This window comes from Streptomyces sp. GQFP (assembly GCF_021545335.1).
In the GTDB taxonomy this organism is placed as follows: domain Bacteria; phylum Actinomycetota; class Actinomycetes; order Streptomycetales; family Streptomycetaceae; genus Streptomyces.
In genome coordinates this window covers 4,612,541-4,629,580 of the sequence record NZ_CP089312.1, presented here as the reverse complement: position 1 = coordinate 4,629,580, position 17,040 = coordinate 4,612,541, and the positions used below count along the sequence as shown (strand labels likewise).

Below are 17,040 nucleotides of genomic sequence, written 5' to 3'. Positions count from 1 at the left end.
TCGCAGCCGGGTCCAGGGCCTGCCCGGCGGATCAGGTCGGAGGAGAGCAGCGGCGCCTCATCAGCGCCGGTGTGCGTGCCACACTCCGCGTCTCCGACAGGATCCGCCGGGCAGGCCCTGGGTCAGGGCCGCAGGTAGTCAGTACGCAGATCGCCAACCCGCACATCACGAGGAGCGGACACATGCCTATCGCAACCCCTGAGGTCTATAGCGAGATGCTCGACCGGGCCAAGGCGGCCAGGTTCGCCTACCCGGCCATCAACGTGACCTCGACCCAGACCCTGCACGCTGCGCTGCGCGGCTTCGCGGAGGCGGAGAGCGACGGCATCATCCAGATCTCGACGGGTGGTGCGGAGTTCCTCGGTGGCCAGTACAGCAAGGACATGGTCACCGGTGCCGTCGCCCTGGCCGAGTTCGCGCACATCGTCGCCGAGAAGTACCCGGTCACGGTCGCCCTGCACACCGACCACTGCCCGAAGGACAAGCTCGACGGGTACGTACGGCCGCTGCTCGCCGTTTCCGAGGAGCGCGTGAAGGCCGGGCGCAACCCGCTCTTCCAGTCCCACATGTGGGACGGCTCCGCCGAGACCCTCGCCGACAACCTCTCCACCGCGCAGGAGCTGCTCGCCCGCGCCGTCGCCGCGAAGATCATCCTTGAGGTCGAGATCACGCCGACGGGGGGTGAGGAGGACGGGGTCTCCCACGAGATCAACGACTCCCTCTACACCACCGTCGACGACGCCGTGCGTACGGTCGAGGCGCTCGGGCTCGGTGAGAAGGGGCGCTACCTGCTCGCCGCCTCCTTCGGCAACGTCCACGGCGTCTACAAGCCGGGCAACGTCGTGCTCCGCCCCGACCTCCTCAAGGAGCTGAACGACGGCGTCGCCGCGAAGTACGGCAAGCCCGCCGGCGCGCAGCCCTTCGACTTCGTCTTCCACGGCGGCTCCGGTTCCACGGAGGAGGAGATCGCGACCGCGCTGGAGAACGGCGTCGTCAAGATGAACCTCGACACGGACACGCAGTACGCCTTCACGCGTCCCGTCGCCGACCACATGTTCCGCAACTACGACGGCGTCCTCAAGGTCGACGGCGAGGTCGGCTCCAAGAGCACCTACGACCCGCGTACGTGGGGCAAGCTGGCCGAGAAGAGCATGGCCGCGCGTGTCGTCGAGGCCACGCAGAACCTGCGGTCGGCCGGTACGAAGATCAAGTAACCCCGCATCGCTCCGCACGTCGCTTTACGCGAGCCCGGCGTCCGTCCACTGTCGACGGCGCCGGGCTCGCTGTATACCTGGGCCCATGGCCGACGTACGGATCACCTCACCGCAGGGCAGGTGGATCCTGCTGACCACCGTCCTGGGGTCCAGCATGGCCATGCTGGACTCGACCGTCGTGAACGTCGCGCTGCCGCGCATCGGCCGCGATCTCGACGCCGATCTGGCCGCCCTCCAGTGGACGGTCAACGCGTACATGCTGACGCTGGCCGGGCTGATCCTGCTGGGCGGTTCGCTGGGCGACCGGTATGGCCGCCGCAAGATCTTCGTGGTCGGGGTGGTGTGGTTCGCGGTGGCTTCGCTGCTCTGTGGGCTCGCTCCGAACACGGGGGTGCTGGTCGCCGCCCGTGCGTTGCAGGGCATCGGCGGCGCTCTGCTCGTGCCTGGGTCCCTCGCCCTCATCCAGGCCTCCTTCCATCCCGATGACCGGGGGCGGGCGGTGGGGCTGTGGTCCGGCTTCGGGGGTATCGGGGCGGCCGTGGGCCCCTTCCTGGGCGGCTGGCTGGTGGACGGGCCCGGGTGGCGGTGGGTGTTCCTGCTCAACGTTCCGCTGGCGCTGGTGTGCGCTCCCATCGCCGTACGGCATGTTCCCGAGTCCGGTGACGGGCGTACGCGGCACGGGCGCTTCGATGTGGCGGGTGCGGCTCTGGGGGCACTCGCGCTCGCCCTGGTGACGTACGCGCTCATCGAGGCCAGGGCTGGTTCCGTGACGGTCGTGGTGTCGGCGGTGGTGGGTGTCCTTGCGGGGGTGGCCTTCGTGTACGTCGAGCGGCGGCGGGCGGGCGACGCGATGATGCCGCTCGACATCTTCGCCTCGCGCCAGTTCACGGCCGTCAATCTGGTGACCTTGTGCGTGTACGCGGCCTTCGGGGGCTTCTTCTTCCTCTCCGCCCTTCAGCTCCAGGTGGTCGCCGGGTACTCGGCCCTCGGCGCCGGTACGGCGTTGCTGCCGACCACTGTCCTGATGCTGCTGCTGTCGGCGCGGTCGGGGGAGCTGGCGGAGCGGATCGGGCCGCGGGTTCCGTTGACGGTCGGGCCGTTGTTGTGTGCGGCGGGGATGCTGCTGATGTTGCGGGTGGGTGCTGGGGCGTCGTATGTCGCTGATGTGCTGCCTGCTGTGCTGGTGCTCGGGGTGGGCATGGTGACGCTGGTCGCGCCGCTCACCGCGAGTGTGCTGGCGTCGGTGGATGTTGCTCGGGCGGGGTTGGCGAGTGGGGTCAACAATGCGGCGGCGCGGGCGGCGGGGTTGGTCGCGGTGGCTGCGTTGCCGTTGGTTACGGGGATGGGGGCGGAGGCGTATCGGTCGGGGGTGGTGTTCGATGCGGCGTTCGGGCGGGCGATGGTGGTGTGTGCGGGGGTTTTGGTGGTGGGGTCTGTGGTGGCGTTCTTGACTGTGCGGATGCCGGGGGTGGGGTGTTTGCAGCCGGAGTGCCTTACGCATGGGTGCGTGACGGCTCCGCCGTTGGAGGGGGTGAGCGGGGTCGAGGGTGACCGCCCTTGATTTCGCCCCCGCCGCCCCTACCCGTCCCATCCCTGGGGGCTGCGCCCCCAGACCCCCCTTGTCCTCAAACGCCGGACGGGCTGAAAGATTCAGCGCGTTCAGCGCGATACGGGGGTTCGGGGGCGGAGCCCCCGAGGATGGGAATGGGTAGGGGCGGCGGGGGCGAAAACAATCCCCGTCCGATACCCCAGACTGGAACCATGACCCTTCACGAAAACCTGCTCGGCGGGCCGCCCCCCACCCACCTCCCCGACTACCCCGAGCCCCGAGACCTCCTCGCGAACGGCACCGCCCCTGCCGACGTCGCCGCGAAGTACCCCACCTCCTCCCTCGCCTGGGCCCAGCTCGCCGACGACGCGTTCGAGCGGGGCAGCGTCGTGGAGTCGTACGCCTATGCCCGTACCGGATACCACCGCGGGCTGGACTCCCTGCGCCGCGCCGGATGGAAGGGGCATGGACCCGTGCCGTGGGAGCACGAGCCGAACCGTGGCTTCCTGCGCGCCCTGCACGCCCTCGCCCGCGCCGCCGGCTCCATCGGCGAGCAGGAGGAGTACGAGCGCTGCACCCAGTTCCTCAAGGACTCCTCCCCGACTGCCGCCCAGACGCTCGGCTAGTCACCCTCTGTCCGCAAGGCCCGCCTGTGACCTGATCAGGCGGGCCTTGCGGATTCGGGGCACGATTGTGTTGGATGCCCCTGGGGACCGGGGCCCCCGTGTCGGAATTCGGCAGGGGCGGACCGCTACCCGGAGTACAACAGGAGACAGCGATGTCCCTCCAGGCTCAGCCCCCCGAGGCTTCGGAGCCCGAGACCCCGCATCTCGACTTCGCCGGTACGACGCCCTACGAGGACTACGTCCAGGCCGACGTCCTCACCCATCTCCAGCACACCCTCTCCGACGACCCCGGAGAGATGGTCTTCCTGGTGACGACCCAGGTCATGGAGTTGTGGTTCACCGTCATCGTGCATGAGTGGGAGACCGCCGCCCATGCCCTGCGCGGGGATGACGTGCCCACCGCCGTCGCCGCCCTCAAGCGGTCCGTGCGTGAGCTGGATGCCCTCAATGCGTCGTGGCGGCCCCTCGCACAGCTCACCCCCGCCCAGTTCAACTCCTACCGCGCCGCCCTCGGCGAGGGCTCCGGGTTCCAGTCCGCGATGTACCGGCGGATGGAGTTCCTGCTCGGCGAGAAGTCCGCGTCGATGCTCGTACCCCATCGGGCAGCCCCCCGCGTGCACGCCGAGCTGGAGAAGGCGCTGCACGAACCCAGCCTGTACGACGAGGTGTTGAGGCTCCTCGCGCGGCGTGGGTATGCCCTTCCGGACGCCGTTCTCGCCCGTGACGTGTCCCTCCGGTACGAACCCTCCGCCGACGTCGAGGCCGCCTGGACGGCCCTCTACTCCGGTGATCCCGACGCCGAACTCGCCCGCCTCGGCGAGGCGTTGACCGACGTCGCCGAACTGGTGTGGCGCTGGCGCAACGACCATCTCGTCGCCACCCGGCGGGCCATGGGCGCCAAGTCCGGCACCGGCGGCTCCGCCGGAGTGGCCTGGTTGGAGAAGCGGGCGCAGAAGAACGTGTTCCCCGAGCTGTGGACGGCGAGGTCCCATGTCTGAGCTGCTGCCCTCCAAGGACGACCAGGCCCGGGAACTCGACTCGCGTGACGAACTCGCCAAGGTGCGGGAGAAGTTCGTGCTCGACTACGGCGTCACCTACCTGGACGGGAACTCGCTCGGCGCGCTGCCCGCCGTCGTCCCCGGGAGGCTCGACGACGTCGTGCGCCGGGAGTGGGGCGAGCTGCGTATCCGGTCTTGGGACGAGAGCGGGTGGTGGACCGCGCCCGAGCGGATCGGGGATCGTATCGCTCCGCTGGTGGGGGCGGGCGCTGGGCAGGTCGTTGTCGGTGACTCCACAAGTGTCAATGTTTTCAAGGCACTTGTGGGGGCTGTCAGGCTCGCAGGGGCCGGGCGCGATGAGATCCTCGTCGACGCCACCACCTTTCCCACCGACGGTTACATCGCCGAGTCCGCCGCCCGGATGACCGGCTGCACCCTGCGTGCGGTTGAACCTGGCGCCGTACCGGGGGAGTTGAGTGACCGTACCGCCGCCGTGCTGCTCAACCATGTCGACTACCGCACCGGCCGCCTCCACGATCTGCCCGCCCTCACGGCCGCGATCCACGCGTCCGGTGCCCTGGCCGTCTGGGACCTGTGCCACAGCGCGGGCGCCCTGCCGGTCGGGCTGGACGAGCACGGGGTCGATCTCGCGGTGGGGTGTACGTACAAGTACCTCAACGGCGGGCCCGGTTCGCCCGCCTATCTGTACGTCCGGCAGCAGCACCAGGAGCGGTTCGACTCGCCCCTGCCCGGCTGGACCTCGCACGCCGACCCCTTTGGCATGCGGCCCGAGTACGCCCCCGCCCCGGGTGCGACGCGCGGGCGGGTCGGTACGCCGGACATCCTCTCGATGCTCGCCCTGGAGGCGGCTCTCGAGGTCTGGGACGGGGTCTCCATCGACGCCGTACGCGCCAAGTCCCTTGCCCTGACCGACTTCTTCCTCGAGTGCGTCGACGAGTACGTACCCGAGGGGCGGGTCGAGTCCGTTACGCCGGTCGCCCACGCCCAGCGCGGGAGTCAGGTCGCCCTGCGGTGCTCCGACGCGGGGGACGTGATGGCGCGGCTCATCGAGCGGGGGGTCGTCGGCGACTTCCGGCGGCCGGACGTGCTGCGGTTCGGGTTCACGCCGTTGTACGTCGGGTTCGCGGACGTGGAGCGGGCGGCCCGGGTGCTGGGCGAGGTCGTCGCCGGCTGAGCCATGCTCGGTGACGGTCGGTGTCGTGTGCGCACCGGCCGTCCCGGCCGCCCGTAGCAGGGCAGAACCGTTTCAACCCGCACCGAGCTCACTTCCGCGTGTCGACGCACGTCACGGGCCTGATAGCGTCCCCGGCAACGGCCGAATTCTCTCCAGGTCCGCCAAGTACGTTTCGTCGCTGAGAGGTTGAAGTATGTCGGACGATGCCGCAGAGGCCGCCGCCGCGGAAGAGGAGTCGGCCTTCTCGCACCCGCCCGTCGACCCCGACGCCACCGCCGCGTACGGCGACCACCCCGATCAGGTGATCGACTTCTACGCCCCGCAGGGTCCGCACGGCCCCGAGGCGCTTCCCGGCGACGGGACCGTGCCGCTGGTCGTCGTCCTGCACGGGGGTGCCTGGCGGGCGCCGTACGACCGTCGGCACATCACGCCGTTCGCCGGGTTCCTGGCCCGGCGCGGGTTCGCCGTCGCCAACGTGGAGTACCGGCGGGGCGGGGACGGTCCCTCCGTCGCCGGGCGCTGGCCCGACACCTTCGACGACGTCGCGGCGGCGCTGGACGCCCTGCCCGCCCTCGTACGGGCCCACCTTCCGCAGGCCGATCCGCGCCGCATGGTCGTCACCGGGCACTCGGCGGGCGGGCACCTGGCCCTGTGGGTCGCCGCCCGGCACCTCCTCCCCGCCGACGCGCCCTGGTTCACCGCCCGCCCCGCACCCTTCCGCGGTGTGGTCGCGCTTGCCCCGGTCGCGGACTTCGCCGTCGCCGAGAAACTGGACGTCTGCTCCGACGCCGTACGTCAACTCCTCGGCGGAGAAAGGCACTTCGCCGAGCGGCAGCCCTACGCCGACCCGGCACTGCTGCTCCCCACCGGCATCGCGACCACCCTCGTACAGGGGCGGGCCGACATCGACGTACCGCAGATCGTCGCCGAGTCGTACGCGGACGCGGCGGCGAAGGCCGGTGAGGTGGTCGGGCTGACGCTGCTTGAGGGCGTCGGGCACTTCCCGCTGATCGACCCGGTGGCGGACGCGTGTGCGGTGGTGGCGGAGGAGATCGCGCAGCTGGCGTGGTGAGACGGCCCCCTTCGGCCGTCCCGTAGTACCTGAGACGGACCCCGGAGAACCCCTCTCACTGCTGACGACTGCCGCCCGCCCGCCGCCTACCGTGCTGTATGTGACTGAGACGACCCACACGCAGAAGAACCCCAGGCCGAGGCGGGGGGACGAGGCTCTGTTCAGCAGCCCCGAGTTCCGGGTGGCCATGGACGCGCTGGCGGGGCTGCGCGCGGACCTGTTCCACGACGCCTTCGCCTACCGCCCGCTGCCCCCGAGGGGCAGGCCCGGCCGGATCGCCCGGGTGCTGCCCGAGCGGCTGCGCCCGTACGCGGTCTGGGCGCCGCACGCCCTGGTGGGCGCGGCCGGGCTGCTGGCGCTGCTGGTTACCTTCGAGGGCAGCAGGGACGACCTGGTCGAAGTACTGGCGATATCCGTCTTCTCGCTGGGGCCGATCCTGCTGACGCTGGTCCGGCCGGTCGGGGCCTTCTGGTTCTCCCTGGTCTCGATCCCGGTCGTCGCCATGATCGGCCAGAACTGGGGCGGCGACTACGGGAGCGGCGACTACCCCTGGGCGCCCGCGAGTTTCGTCGCGCACCTGGTGGTGCTGACGGTCGTCGCCGCCCGGACCCGGCCGCGTACGGCCGCCTGGATGTGGGCGCTGACGGCGGTGTACGCCATGGGTGCCGAGAGCCTCTTCGGCAACCGTTACTTCAACAGCAACGCCGTGCCCTTCCTCTTCGTCGCCGCGCTGGCGCTGCTCATGGTGAGCATGCTGCTGGTGCGCCGGGCCGCCGAGCAGGAGGTGACCGCGCAGCTGACGGTGACCGCGCACGAGCGGTCCAAGCGGACGCTGCTGGAGGAGCGCACGACCATCGCGCGCGAGCTGCACGATGTCGTCGCGCATCACATGTCGGTCGTCGCCATCCAGGCGGAGGCGGCGCCCTACCGGGTGGAGAACCCGCCCGAGGAGCTGACGAAGGCCTTCGCGACGATCCGCGAGAACGCGGTGGCCGCGCTCACCGAACTGCGCCGGGTCCTGGGCGTCGTACGGGCGGAGGACTACGAGGCTCCCGACGCCCCGCAGCCGACCCTGGCCGACCTCGACGGCTTGCTCGCCAATGTGCGCGAGGCGGGGCTCTCCGTCGACAAGGTGGTGACCGGCGCGGTGCGTGAACTCCCGCAGGGCGTCGAGCTGTCGGCGTACCGGATCGTGCAGGAGGCGCTGAGCAACACGCTGCGGCACGCGCCGGGGGCGGGCGCGCGGGTCGAAATCGGTTATGTGCTGGGCGGGTTGGGGCTGCGGGTGGTCAACGGCCGTGCGGCGGAGGTGTCGTTCGTGAAGCAGACGCCCACGGAGGGCGCGGGGCACGGGCTCACGGGGATGCGGGAGCGGGTCTCCATGCTCGGCGGCGAGATGACGACGGGCCCGACGGCCGACGGCGGCTACGAGGTCACCGTGTTCCTGCCGGCCGCGAGCACGGTCGAGGACGGGGGAGACGGGGCATGAGCACGCGTACTCGTACGATCCGTGTGCTGATCGCGGACGACCAGATGATGGTCCGCGAGGGCTTCTCCGTGCTGCTGAACGCCATGCCGGACATCGAGGTCGTCGGCGAGGCGGTGAACGGCCGGGAAGCGGTGGAGCGGGTGCGTGAACTCGCCCCGGACGTCGTCCTGATGGACATCCGGATGCCTGAGATGAACGGTATCGAGGCGACCCGGGAGATCGTCGCGGCGGACGGCACGGCGAAGGTCCTGGTGCTGACGACGTTCGACCTCGACGAGTACGTGTACCAGGCGCTGCGGGCGGGCGCGTCGGGCTTCCTGCTGAAGGACGCGTCGGCACGCCAACTCGCGGACGGTGTACGGGTGGTGGCGACCGGCGAGGCCCTGCTGGCGCCCTCCGTCACCCGGCGCCTGATCACCGAGTTCTCGAAGCTCTCCGAGGCCCCGAGGCTGATGCCGGGCGCGCAGGCGGCGTACGGCGATCTGACCGAGCGGGAGACCGAGGTGCTGGTGCTGATCGCGCAGGGGCTGTCGAACGTCGAGATCGCCGGGCAGCTGGTGGTCGCCGAGTCGACGATCAAGACGCACGTCAGCCGCATCCTGGTGAAACTCGGGCTGCGGGACCGCACGCAGGCGGCGGTGTTCGCGTACGAGGCGCGGCTGGTGACTCCCGGGTGAGTGCGGTGAGTACGGTGAGGTGATGGGAATGGTTATGGAGCAGCGCATCACCTTGATCACGCTGGGCGTCTCCGATCTGGCCCGTTCCAAGGCCTTCTACGAGGCTCTGGGCTGGCGGGGGCAGGAGGTCGAGGAGACGGTCTTCTTCCAGGCGGGCGGGCTGGGGTTCGTCCTGTGGGGCCGCGACAAGCTCGCCGCCGACTGCGGTCTGGAGCCCCGCCCGGCGGAACCTGGTCGCTTCGGCGGGATCGCCCTCGCCCACAACGTCCGCTCCGACGCGGAGGCCGACGCCCTGCTCGCGGCGGCGGAACGGGCCGGCGGGACCGTCACCAAGCCGGCGGCCGTCAACGCCGTCGGCTTCTACTCCGGCGCCTTCGTCGATCCGGACGGCCACGCGTGGGAGGTCGCGCACAACCCCGGGTTCCCGCTGGCGGCGGACGGGTCGGTGACGATCCCCGAGTTCGGCCCATAGGTGAGTGAGGCTCGGCGGGTCATCTGCGGCCGAGATAGAGCCCCAGCGCCCGTCGCAGCATCTTGCCCTGGCTGCCCACCGGGAGTTCCCACTCGCCGAGGTACTCCACCGCCCGGCCGCCGGCGCCCGTCTTGAAGTGGAGTCGGCCGAGGAGGCGGTCCTCGGTGAGGGCGGGGGTGATGGAGCGCAGGTCGTACGTCTCGGCGCCCGCCGCCTGCGCGTCGCACAGCATCCGCCACAACAGCGCGCTGCTGGGCCGCAGTTGGCGTCCCCGGGAGCCGGAGGCGGCGTACGAGTGCCAGACCCGTGAGCCGACGTTGATCATGAGCGCGCCGGAGAGGACCTCGCCCTCGTACTCGGCGACGTACAGGCGCAGCCGGTCCTCGTCCTCGGAGTTCAGGGCCTGCCACATGCGCCGGAAGTAGTCCAGCGGGCGGGCCTTGAAGCCGTCGTGGGCGGCGGTCGCGGTGTACAGGCGGTGGAACTCGGGCAGGTCGTCGTCCGAGACCCACGAGACCTGGACGCCGGCGGTCTCGGCCGTACGCAGGGACTGTTCCCAGTGCGGTGCGAGGGCGTCGCGAAGATCGTCGACCGAGCGTCCGGCGAGCGGGATGTGGCAGCCGTAGCGCGGCTGCCCGAGGCCGAAACCGCTGCCGTCGTCCTCGTCGCACGGCCGCCACCCGAGCCGCCGCAGCCGCTCGGCGGCGTCGAGCGCGTAGCCGTCGATACCGGCGGCGGGCAGGTCGCGCAGATGCCGTACGTCGGGGTCGGCGAGGCCGGCCGTGACGGTGGCCGCGTCCCAGTGCCGTACGACCAGGGGCGGCCCGATCCGTACCGAGAACGCCCCGATGCGCTCCAGGTGGGCGACGAGCGGATCCAGCCAGTGCTCCAGGCGAGGGGTCCGCCAGTCGATGGCGGGTCCGTCGGGGAGATAGGCGAGATAGCGCCGGGTCCCGGGCAGCGGCCGGTAGAGGACGAGCGCGGCAGCGACCAGCTCACTGCCGTCACCCTCGAACCAGCCGATGCTCTCCGGCAGCCAGTCGGGCTTCACGCCGCCCCACTCGGGGATCTGGAGATGGCTGGCGTCGGGGCGCAGCCGGAGATGGGCCAGATGTTCCTCGCGCGTGATCTCCCGCACGTACAGGCTGGGCATGGGTGGGGTACTCCTGTTCGGGGGCGGCCACCGTAAGCCGGGGATCACCCGGTGGGTCAAGGGTTCACGGGAGAAGGTTCACCGACGGGAACCCGAACACCTTTCCTGGTCAGGTGGGGGTGGCTCGGGCTAGCGTCCGTGCATGGCAGCTGCTTCCGACCTCGCTTTCGACCCGTGGGACCCGGCGTTCGTCGCGGACCCGTACCCCGCGTACGCGGAGCTGCGCGCCCGCGGCAGGGTCGTGTACTACGAACCCACGAACCAGTGGCTGGTCCCGCACCACGCGGACGTCTCGACGCTGCTGCGCGACCGCCGCCTGGGCCGCACCTACCAGCACCGCTTCACCCACGAGGACTTCGGCCGTACGGCGCCCCCGCCGGAGCACGAGCCGTTCCACACCCTCAACGACCACGGCATGCTGGACCTCGAACCGCCGGACCACACCCGCATCCGCCGCCTGGTGTCGAAGGCGTTCACGCCGAGGACGGTGGAGGGCCTGAAGCCGTACGTGGAGCGGCTGGCGGGCGAGCTGGTGGCCGACCTGGTGAAGGCGGGCGGCGGCGACCTGCTCACCGACGTGGCGGAGCCGCTCCCGGTGGCGGTGATCGCGGAGATGCTGGGCATCCCGGAGGCGGACCGCGCCCCGCTGCGCCCCTGGTCGGCGGACATCTGCGGCATGTACGAGCTGAACCCGTCGCAGGACACGGCGGCGCGGGCGGTACGCGCGTCGGAGGAGTTCACGGAGTACTTGCGGCACCTGATCGCGGCCCGCCGCGCCGAACCCGGCGAGGACCTGATCTCGGGCCTGATCGCCGCGTACGACGAGGGCGACCGCCTGACGGAACAGGAAATGATCTCGACGTGCGTGCTCCTGCTCAACGCGGGCCACGAGGCGACGGTCAACGCGACGGTGAACGGCTGGTGGGCCCTGTTCCGCAACCCGGCCCAGCTGGCGGCGCTCCGCGCGGACCACTCCCTGATCCCCTCCGCCGTGGAGGAGCTGATGCGGTACGACACCCCGCTCCAGCTCTTCGAACGCTGGGTACTGGACGAGATCGAGATCGACGGGACGGTGATCCCGAGGGGGAGTGAGGTGGCGCTGCTGTTCGGCGCGGCCAACCACGACCCGGAGGTCTTCGCCGATCCCGGCGCGCTGGACCTGACGCGGGCGGAGAACCCGCACATCTCCTTCAGCGCGGGGATCCACTACTGCATCGGGGCCCCGCTGGCGCGGATCGAGCTGGCGGCGTCGATGGGGGCGCTGCTGCGGGGGGCGCCGACACTGGGTCTGGCGGCGGAGCCGGTGCGGAAGCCGAACTTTGTGATCAGGGGGCTGGAGGGGCTGAGCGTCGGGCTTTGAGCCGGGTGGTGAAGCCCCGTAGGACTGCCCAGGCCGCCAGGCCGGTGGCGGTTCCGGCGAGGGTCAGCAGCGGCAGTTCGGCGTAGAAGACGCTCCAGTCGGGGCCCTGTTCGAAGCGCCGGACCCGGCCCTGGGCCCTGACGAACCACACCACCAGCCCCATGCCCACCCCGAGAGCGACGGTCAGGCATCCTCCGGCGGCTTGTGCGCGTTGTCCCATCTCAGTTCTCTGTTCCGGCGGCCCAGAGGACGGTGTCGTCGGACTTGATCAGGACGTTGCCGTCGGCCTGGAAGACGAGGATCGCTCCTGGGTTGCCGTTGGACCGTGAGGACCACAGGGGCTTCCCGCCGCTGTTGTAGACGACCAGGTTGCCGTCCGGCTGGAAGCGGGTGGAGTTGCCCTCGCCCTTGGTCGACGTGGCCCAGAGCGGCGTGCCGTCCTCGTCGGAGATCACCAGGTTGCCGTCCTCCTGCATGGCCAGAGTCCTGGCCCCGGCCACCACGGACTCCCCGGCGGCCAGTTCGAAGGTGGCCTCGATGACCTTGAGCGCGGTGCCGGGGGCCAGGGACTCCGGGGCCGAGGCGGACGGCGTCGACGGCGTCTTGCTCGCGGTCGCCGAGGCGGACGGCTGTCCCTGCCTGGACGGGGAGGACTCGGCCGAGGAACGCTGCGTACCGAAGTGGACGGTGGCCACCACGGCCGCCGTGACCGCGACCGCCGCGATCGCTGTGGGCAGCAGCCAGGCGGGCCGGCGGCGTCGCTCGGGCGGGGCGGCGAGGAGGGTGTCCGGGGCCGGTGCCCGACCGGCGGGGGCCGCTACGGAGGTCTGTGCGATGTCGGTCAGGGTGCGCGCGGAATGCTCGGCCTGGGTCACTTCTCCGGCGAGGTCCGGTGGGCACGCCTGCTGCCAGTGCCCGGTACGGGCGCCCCGCTCCGCCAGCCACGCATTCAGCTGGGCCGCTGTCGGGCGTACGGCCGGGTCCTTGGCCAGACACGCGGTGAGCAGCGGCAGCAGCTCCGGGGGGACGCCCGTGAGATCGGGTTCCTCGTGGACCACTCGGTACAGCAGGGTGGCCGCGGGGACCTGCTCCCCCGCACGCGAGAAGGGGCCGCGTCCGGTCGCGGCGTACACCAGCACGGAGGCCAGCGAGAACACGTCGGCCGGTTCGGCGGCGACGGCGCCGACGGCCTGGTCCGGGGCGAGGAAGCCGGGGGAGCCGACCGAGACGCCGAGGCGGGTGTGCCGGCTGTCGTCGGCGGCGCGGGCGACACCGAAGTCGATCAGCCGTGGCCGGTCGCGGGCCAGCAGGACGTTCCCGGGCTTGACGTCCCGGTGCGCGAGGCCGGCCTGGTGCACGGCCTGTACGGCGGCGCCCAGTTCGGCGGCGAGCGAGAGGAGCGCGTTCCGGGGCAGCGGGCCACGGGACAGGACCCAGTCGGCGAGCGACGGCGCGGGCACGTACTCGGTGGCCAGCCACTGCGGGCGCTGGCCCGGGGCGCTGTAGTCCACGACGGTCACGGTCCACGGCGAGCGGACGCGGTCGCTGTTGCGTATCTCGCGGGCGAACCGCTCCTCGAATCCCGGCTCGGAGCTGAGATCGTCGCGGATCGTCTTCAGCGCGAGCAGCCGGCCCGACCCCGTACGGGACAGGAAGACCTGCCCCATACCGCCCGCACCTAGCCGGCCCAGCAGCGGATAGGCGCCTATGGAAGTCGGGTCCGAAGGCTGAAGGTTTTTCATGACGGCTGTTCCCCGGAAGTTCGGTTCGCATCAGCGCTCGAAGCACGCGCCGTGCCTCGGTTCACGCGTTGGTGAGCAGGGTGGTTCGCGGCTCGCCAGTATGCCGGACGGGTTCGGCCTTCGCCTTTCCTTCCGACTCATTGGCGCCGACCAGGAATTGTGTTCTGCCGGGGAGCCGCCGGAACCGCCAATCCTGTTCGGTGTGCCCCGAAGTCCCTCGTTCCTGCCCTTCGGGGACGGCCTTTTCCTCCCTGGAGCTGCCCTCGGGTCGCCGCGGTCGGAGACTGTCCCTACGCGCTCAGATCCCGGCGCCGCAGCCCAGCCAGCCCCGCCGCCACCAGCCCCGCCGCGATCGCCGTGAGGATCAGCACGGGCGGCCAACTCATCTGCCCGCCAGGCAACTTGGGCAAGTGCCCGAACGGCGACAGGTCCAGCACCCCCTGCGGTACGTCCAGGGCAGGTCCGATCCAGCCCACCAGCAGCGCGAACCCGGCAACACCCCAGGCCCCGACCGACAGTTGGGGTGACACCCCGTGCAGCAGGACCGCCAGTCCGCCCAGCACCCACACCGCCGGGACCTGGACCAGGCTCGCGCCGAGGATCGGGCCCAACTCCTCCCCGTACCCGAGGGCCAGGCCCAGTCCGCTCAGCAGCAGGATCAGTGCCGCGCCGCCGAAGGCGATCGCCAGGTGGCCCCCGGCCCAGCGCAGCCGGCCCACCGCGTTGGCGAGGATCGGCTCCGCCCGCTGTGAGGTCTCCTCCGTGTGCAGCCGCAGTACCGACGACACGACGTACAGCGCCGCCACCATGCCGAACATGCCGACCATCGTGGCCAGGAACGCGTCCTCGATGCCCGACTGGCCGCCCATCCGCTCGATGATCTCCCGCGTCTTGTCGTTGTCGCCGACCAGGTCCGCCGCGCCCTTCGTCAGCCCGCCGAAGGCGACCCCCGCCGCGAGGAACCCGACGCTCCAGCCGAACACGGCACCCCGTTGCAGCCGCCAGGCCAGTGCGCCCGCCGTGCCGAGACGGCCGGTCGCCGGGCCGGGGCGTGTCGCGACGAAGCTCATTCCGACATCCCGGCGGCCCGCCAACTCGTAGGCCGCGTAGCCCTGGACGACCGTCGCGGCCACGAACAGGCCCAGCACCCACCAGCGTTCGTCCGCGAACGGCCGTACGTTCTCCAGCCAGCCGATCGGCGAGATCCAAGTCAGCGGCGACGAGCCGTCGTTCGACGCGGAGTCGCCCGCCGCGCGCAGCACGAACGCCACGCCCAGCAGACCGCCCGTCAGGCCCTTCGCCAGCCGCGCGCTCTCCGTGAACTGCGCGACGATCGCCGTGAGCGTGGCGAACGCCGCTCCCACACCTCCGATACCCAGGCCCAACGCCAGTGCGCCCGAGGCGCCTTGACCCGCCAGGCCGGCCGCGATCAGCAGGGCCAGCGTGGCGTTGGCGACCAGGGCGGTGAGCAGGGCCGCTGTGAGTGGTGCCCGGCGGCCCACCATCGCCGACGAGATCAGCTCCTGGCGTCCGCTCTCCTCCTCGTCGCGGGTGTGCCGTACGACGACGAGCAGGCTCATGACGCCGGCGAGGATCGCCGCGTAGCCGCCGATGCGCCAGGCGGTCAGGCCGCCGATCGAGTCGCTGAACACCGGGCCGTACGTGGCCCGGAGCGAGCTGTTGGTGAGCATCTGGCGGGCGATGTCGGCGCGTTCGGCCGGCGTGGAGTACACGCTCTCCAGGGAGCCGGGGAGGGAGAGGACGAGGAGGGCTGTCACCGCCACCCACACCGGGATCATCACCCGGTCGCGGCGCAGGTTGAAACGCAACAGGGCTCCGGTGCCCGCCAGTTGACGCGAACCGGCGGTCCTCCGGACTGCCGGGGCCGACGTGATGGCGGCGGTCATCGGGTCGCCGCCTCGTCCTGGTAGTGGCGCAGGAACAGCTCCTCCAGCGTCGGTGGCGTCGACCTCAGGGACCGTACGCCCGACTCGGTGAGCGAGCGCAGTACGGCGTCCAACTTGTCGGTGTCGACCTGGAGTTGGACCCGGTTGCCTTGTACGTCGATGTCGTGCACGCCGGGCAGGTGTGCCAACCCGTTGGGTGCGCCCGCCAGTTCCGCCGTGATGCTCGTCCGGGTGAGGTGGCGCAGGTCGGACAGTGAACCGGTCTCCACTGTCCGGCCCTTGCGGATGATGCTGACCCGGTCGCACAACTCCTCGACCTCGCTGAGGATGTGGGAGGAGAGCAGGATCGTACGGCCCCTGTCCCGTTCCTCCTCGACGCAGCGCTGGAAGACCTCCTCCATCAACGGGTCCAGGCCCGACGTCGGTTCGTCGAGGATGAGCAGGTCGACGTCCGAGGCGAACGCCGCCACCAGCGCCACCTTCTGGCGGTTGCCCTTCGAGTACGTGCGGCCCTTCTTCGTCGGGTCCAGCTCGAACCGTTCGATCAGGTCCGCCCGGCGCCCCTTGTCGAGTCCGCCGCCGCGCAGCCTGCCGTACAGGTCGATGACCTCGCCGCCGGAGAGGTTGCGCCACAGGGTGACGTCGCCGGGGACGTACGCGATCCGGCGGTGCACCTCCACCGCGTCCGCCCAGGGGTCCCGGCCCAGGATGCGCGCGGTGCCCGAGTCGGCGCGCAGCAGGCCGAGGAGGACACGGATGGTCGTGGACTTCCCGGCGCCGTTGGGGCCGAGGAAGCCGTGCACTTCGCCGGTCGCCACGGTGAGGTCGAGACCGTCCAGGGCATGCGTCCTGCCGAACGACTTGTGGAGTCCGGACACCTCTAGGGCTGGGCTGGCCTTCGTCATGTTTCCGAACGTACGCTTACTTCAGAAATTTGTGAAGTTAAGGAAGCGTATGAATGACGGTTATGCTCTCCCTATGACGGAATCGGGTGCGGCGGGGAGCGGAACGGGACGGGACCCCGAAGCCGTGTCGAGGTTCGTCGAGAGCTTCGCCGCCCAGCTCGTCGACGCCGGGATGCAGCGCATGGCCGCACGGGTCTTCGCCGCGCTGCTCGCGTCCGACGCCGGCGCCATGTCCTCGGCCGAACTCGGCGAGCAGCTCCAGGTCAGCCCGGCCGCGGTCTCCGGCGCGGTGCGCTATCTGTCCCAGGTGCACATGGTGTCGCGGGAGCGCGAACCGGGCTCGCGGCGCGAGCGGTACCGGGTGCACAGCGACCAGTGGTACGAGGCGGTGACCAACCGCGACGCCGTGCTCAAGCGCTGGGGGCAGACCCTGCGCGTGGGCGTCGACAGCCTCGGCGTCGACACTCCCGGCGGACAGCGGATCGCCGAGACGCTCGCCTTCTTCGAGTACCTGGAGGGCGAGCTGACCAAGCTGATGGACCGGTGGCGGGAGGAACGCGCCCGGACCTTCGGTCAGGGATAAGGGACAAGGGACAAGGGCAGCGCCCCAAAGGGGCGCGGGGCTGTGTCGATATGCGGCTCCGCCGCTGGGGCGCGCCCGGCCACAGCCGACCCGCAGTT

At 71.0% G+C, this 17,040-nt stretch carries 16 protein-coding genes; 11 read left to right on the top strand and 5 right to left on the bottom strand.

Going from position 1 to position 17,040, the window contains the following annotated elements; genetic code table 11:
* Positions 1-182: 182 nt before the first annotated feature.
* The 9 genes from fbaA to LUX31_RS20360 all read left to right on the top strand — a co-directional run bounded on the left by fbaA (position 183) and on the right by LUX31_RS20360 (position 9,292).
* Positions 183-1,214 (top strand): class II fructose-bisphosphate aldolase, encoded by a 1,032-nt coding sequence (gene fbaA, locus LUX31_RS20400; protein WP_235476226.1) that lies wholly within the window; start codon positions 183-185, stop codon positions 1,212-1,214.
* A gap of 85 nt (positions 1,215-1,299) precedes the next feature.
* On the top strand, positions 1,300-2,775 hold the full coding sequence (locus LUX31_RS20395; RefSeq protein WP_235476225.1) for an MFS transporter: 1,476 nt from the start codon (positions 1,300-1,302) through the stop codon (positions 2,773-2,775).
* Between the two features lie 200 nt (positions 2,776-2,975).
* Positions 2,976-3,389 carry a DUF3151 domain-containing protein gene (locus tag LUX31_RS20390; protein ID WP_235479987.1) on the top strand — a complete coding sequence of 138 codons (414 nt, stop codon included), beginning with the start codon at positions 2,976-2,978 and terminating at the stop codon, positions 3,387-3,389.
* Between the two features lie 152 nt (positions 3,390-3,541).
* Positions 3,542-4,387, top strand: a complete 846-nt coding sequence (locus LUX31_RS20385; RefSeq protein ID WP_235476224.1) for a tryptophan 2,3-dioxygenase family protein — start codon at positions 3,542-3,544, stop codon at positions 4,385-4,387.
* Positions 4,380-5,582, top strand: coding sequence for a kynureninase (gene kynU / locus LUX31_RS20380; protein ID WP_235476223.1), 1,203 nt, complete (start codon positions 4,380-4,382; stop codon positions 5,580-5,582). Before LUX31_RS20385 ends, kynU begins: the two co-directional genes overlap by 8 nt.
* A 193-nt stretch (positions 5,583-5,775) precedes the next feature.
* On the top strand, positions 5,776-6,654 hold the full coding sequence (locus LUX31_RS20375; protein WP_235476222.1) for an alpha/beta hydrolase: 879 nt from the start codon (positions 5,776-5,778) through the stop codon (positions 6,652-6,654).
* Between the two features lie 100 nt (positions 6,655-6,754).
* Positions 6,755-8,143 carry a sensor histidine kinase gene (locus LUX31_RS20370; RefSeq protein WP_235476221.1) on the top strand — a complete coding sequence of 463 codons (1,389 nt, stop codon included), beginning with the start codon at positions 6,755-6,757 and terminating at the stop codon, positions 8,141-8,143.
* Positions 8,140-8,820, top strand: a complete 681-nt coding sequence (locus LUX31_RS20365; protein WP_235476220.1) for a response regulator — start codon at positions 8,140-8,142, stop codon at positions 8,818-8,820. The genes LUX31_RS20370 and LUX31_RS20365 overlap by 4 nt, the downstream gene beginning before the upstream one ends.
* A gap of 34 nt (positions 8,821-8,854) precedes the next feature.
* On the top strand, positions 8,855-9,292 hold the full coding sequence (locus tag LUX31_RS20360) for a VOC family protein (protein ID WP_235479986.1): 438 nt from the start codon (positions 8,855-8,857) through the stop codon (positions 9,290-9,292).
* A 19-nt stretch (positions 9,293-9,311) separates the two neighbouring features.
* Here the strand turns inward: LUX31_RS20360 and LUX31_RS20355 are convergent, their stop codons facing one another.
* Positions 9,312-10,445, bottom strand: a complete 1,134-nt coding sequence (locus LUX31_RS20355; protein ID WP_235476219.1) for a lipid II:glycine glycyltransferase FemX — start codon at positions 10,443-10,445, stop codon at positions 9,312-9,314.
* 142 nt (positions 10,446-10,587) lie between these two features.
* Here LUX31_RS20355 and LUX31_RS20350 point away from each other — a divergent pair, with 142 nt between their 5' ends.
* Positions 10,588-11,805 carry a cytochrome P450 gene (locus LUX31_RS20350; protein ID WP_235476218.1) on the top strand — a complete coding sequence of 406 codons (1,218 nt, stop codon included), beginning with the start codon at positions 10,588-10,590 and terminating at the stop codon, positions 11,803-11,805.
* On the opposite strand, the gene LUX31_RS20345 is transcribed toward LUX31_RS20350, so the two are convergent.
* The 4 genes from LUX31_RS20345 to LUX31_RS20330 form a co-directional block, all read right to left on the bottom strand.
* On the bottom strand, positions 11,771-12,025 hold the full coding sequence (locus LUX31_RS20345; protein ID WP_235476217.1) for a hypothetical protein: 255 nt from the start codon (positions 12,023-12,025) through the stop codon (positions 11,771-11,773). The genes LUX31_RS20350 and LUX31_RS20345 overlap by 35 nt on opposite strands.
* Position 12,026: 1 nt before the next feature.
* Positions 12,027-13,547: a protein kinase domain-containing protein gene (locus tag LUX31_RS20340; RefSeq protein WP_235476216.1), complete on the bottom strand. Its 1,521-nt coding sequence runs from the start codon at positions 13,545-13,547 to the stop codon at positions 12,027-12,029.
* 290 nt (positions 13,548-13,837) lie between these two features.
* Positions 13,838-15,454, bottom strand: coding sequence for an ABC transporter permease (locus LUX31_RS20335; protein WP_235476215.1), 1,617 nt, complete (start codon positions 15,452-15,454; stop codon positions 13,838-13,840).
* Positions 15,451-16,359 carry an ABC transporter ATP-binding protein gene (locus LUX31_RS20330; protein ID WP_235476214.1) on the bottom strand — a complete coding sequence of 303 codons (909 nt, stop codon included), beginning with the start codon at positions 16,357-16,359 and terminating at the stop codon, positions 15,451-15,453. Before LUX31_RS20330 ends, LUX31_RS20335 begins: the two co-directional genes overlap by 4 nt.
* Before the next feature lie 73 nt (positions 16,360-16,432).
* Here LUX31_RS20330 and LUX31_RS20325 point away from each other — a divergent pair, with 73 nt between their 5' ends.
* Positions 16,433-16,942: a GbsR/MarR family transcriptional regulator gene (locus tag LUX31_RS20325; protein ID WP_235476213.1), complete on the top strand. Its 510-nt coding sequence runs from the start codon at positions 16,433-16,435 to the stop codon at positions 16,940-16,942.
* Positions 16,943-17,040: the final 98 nt, after the last annotated feature.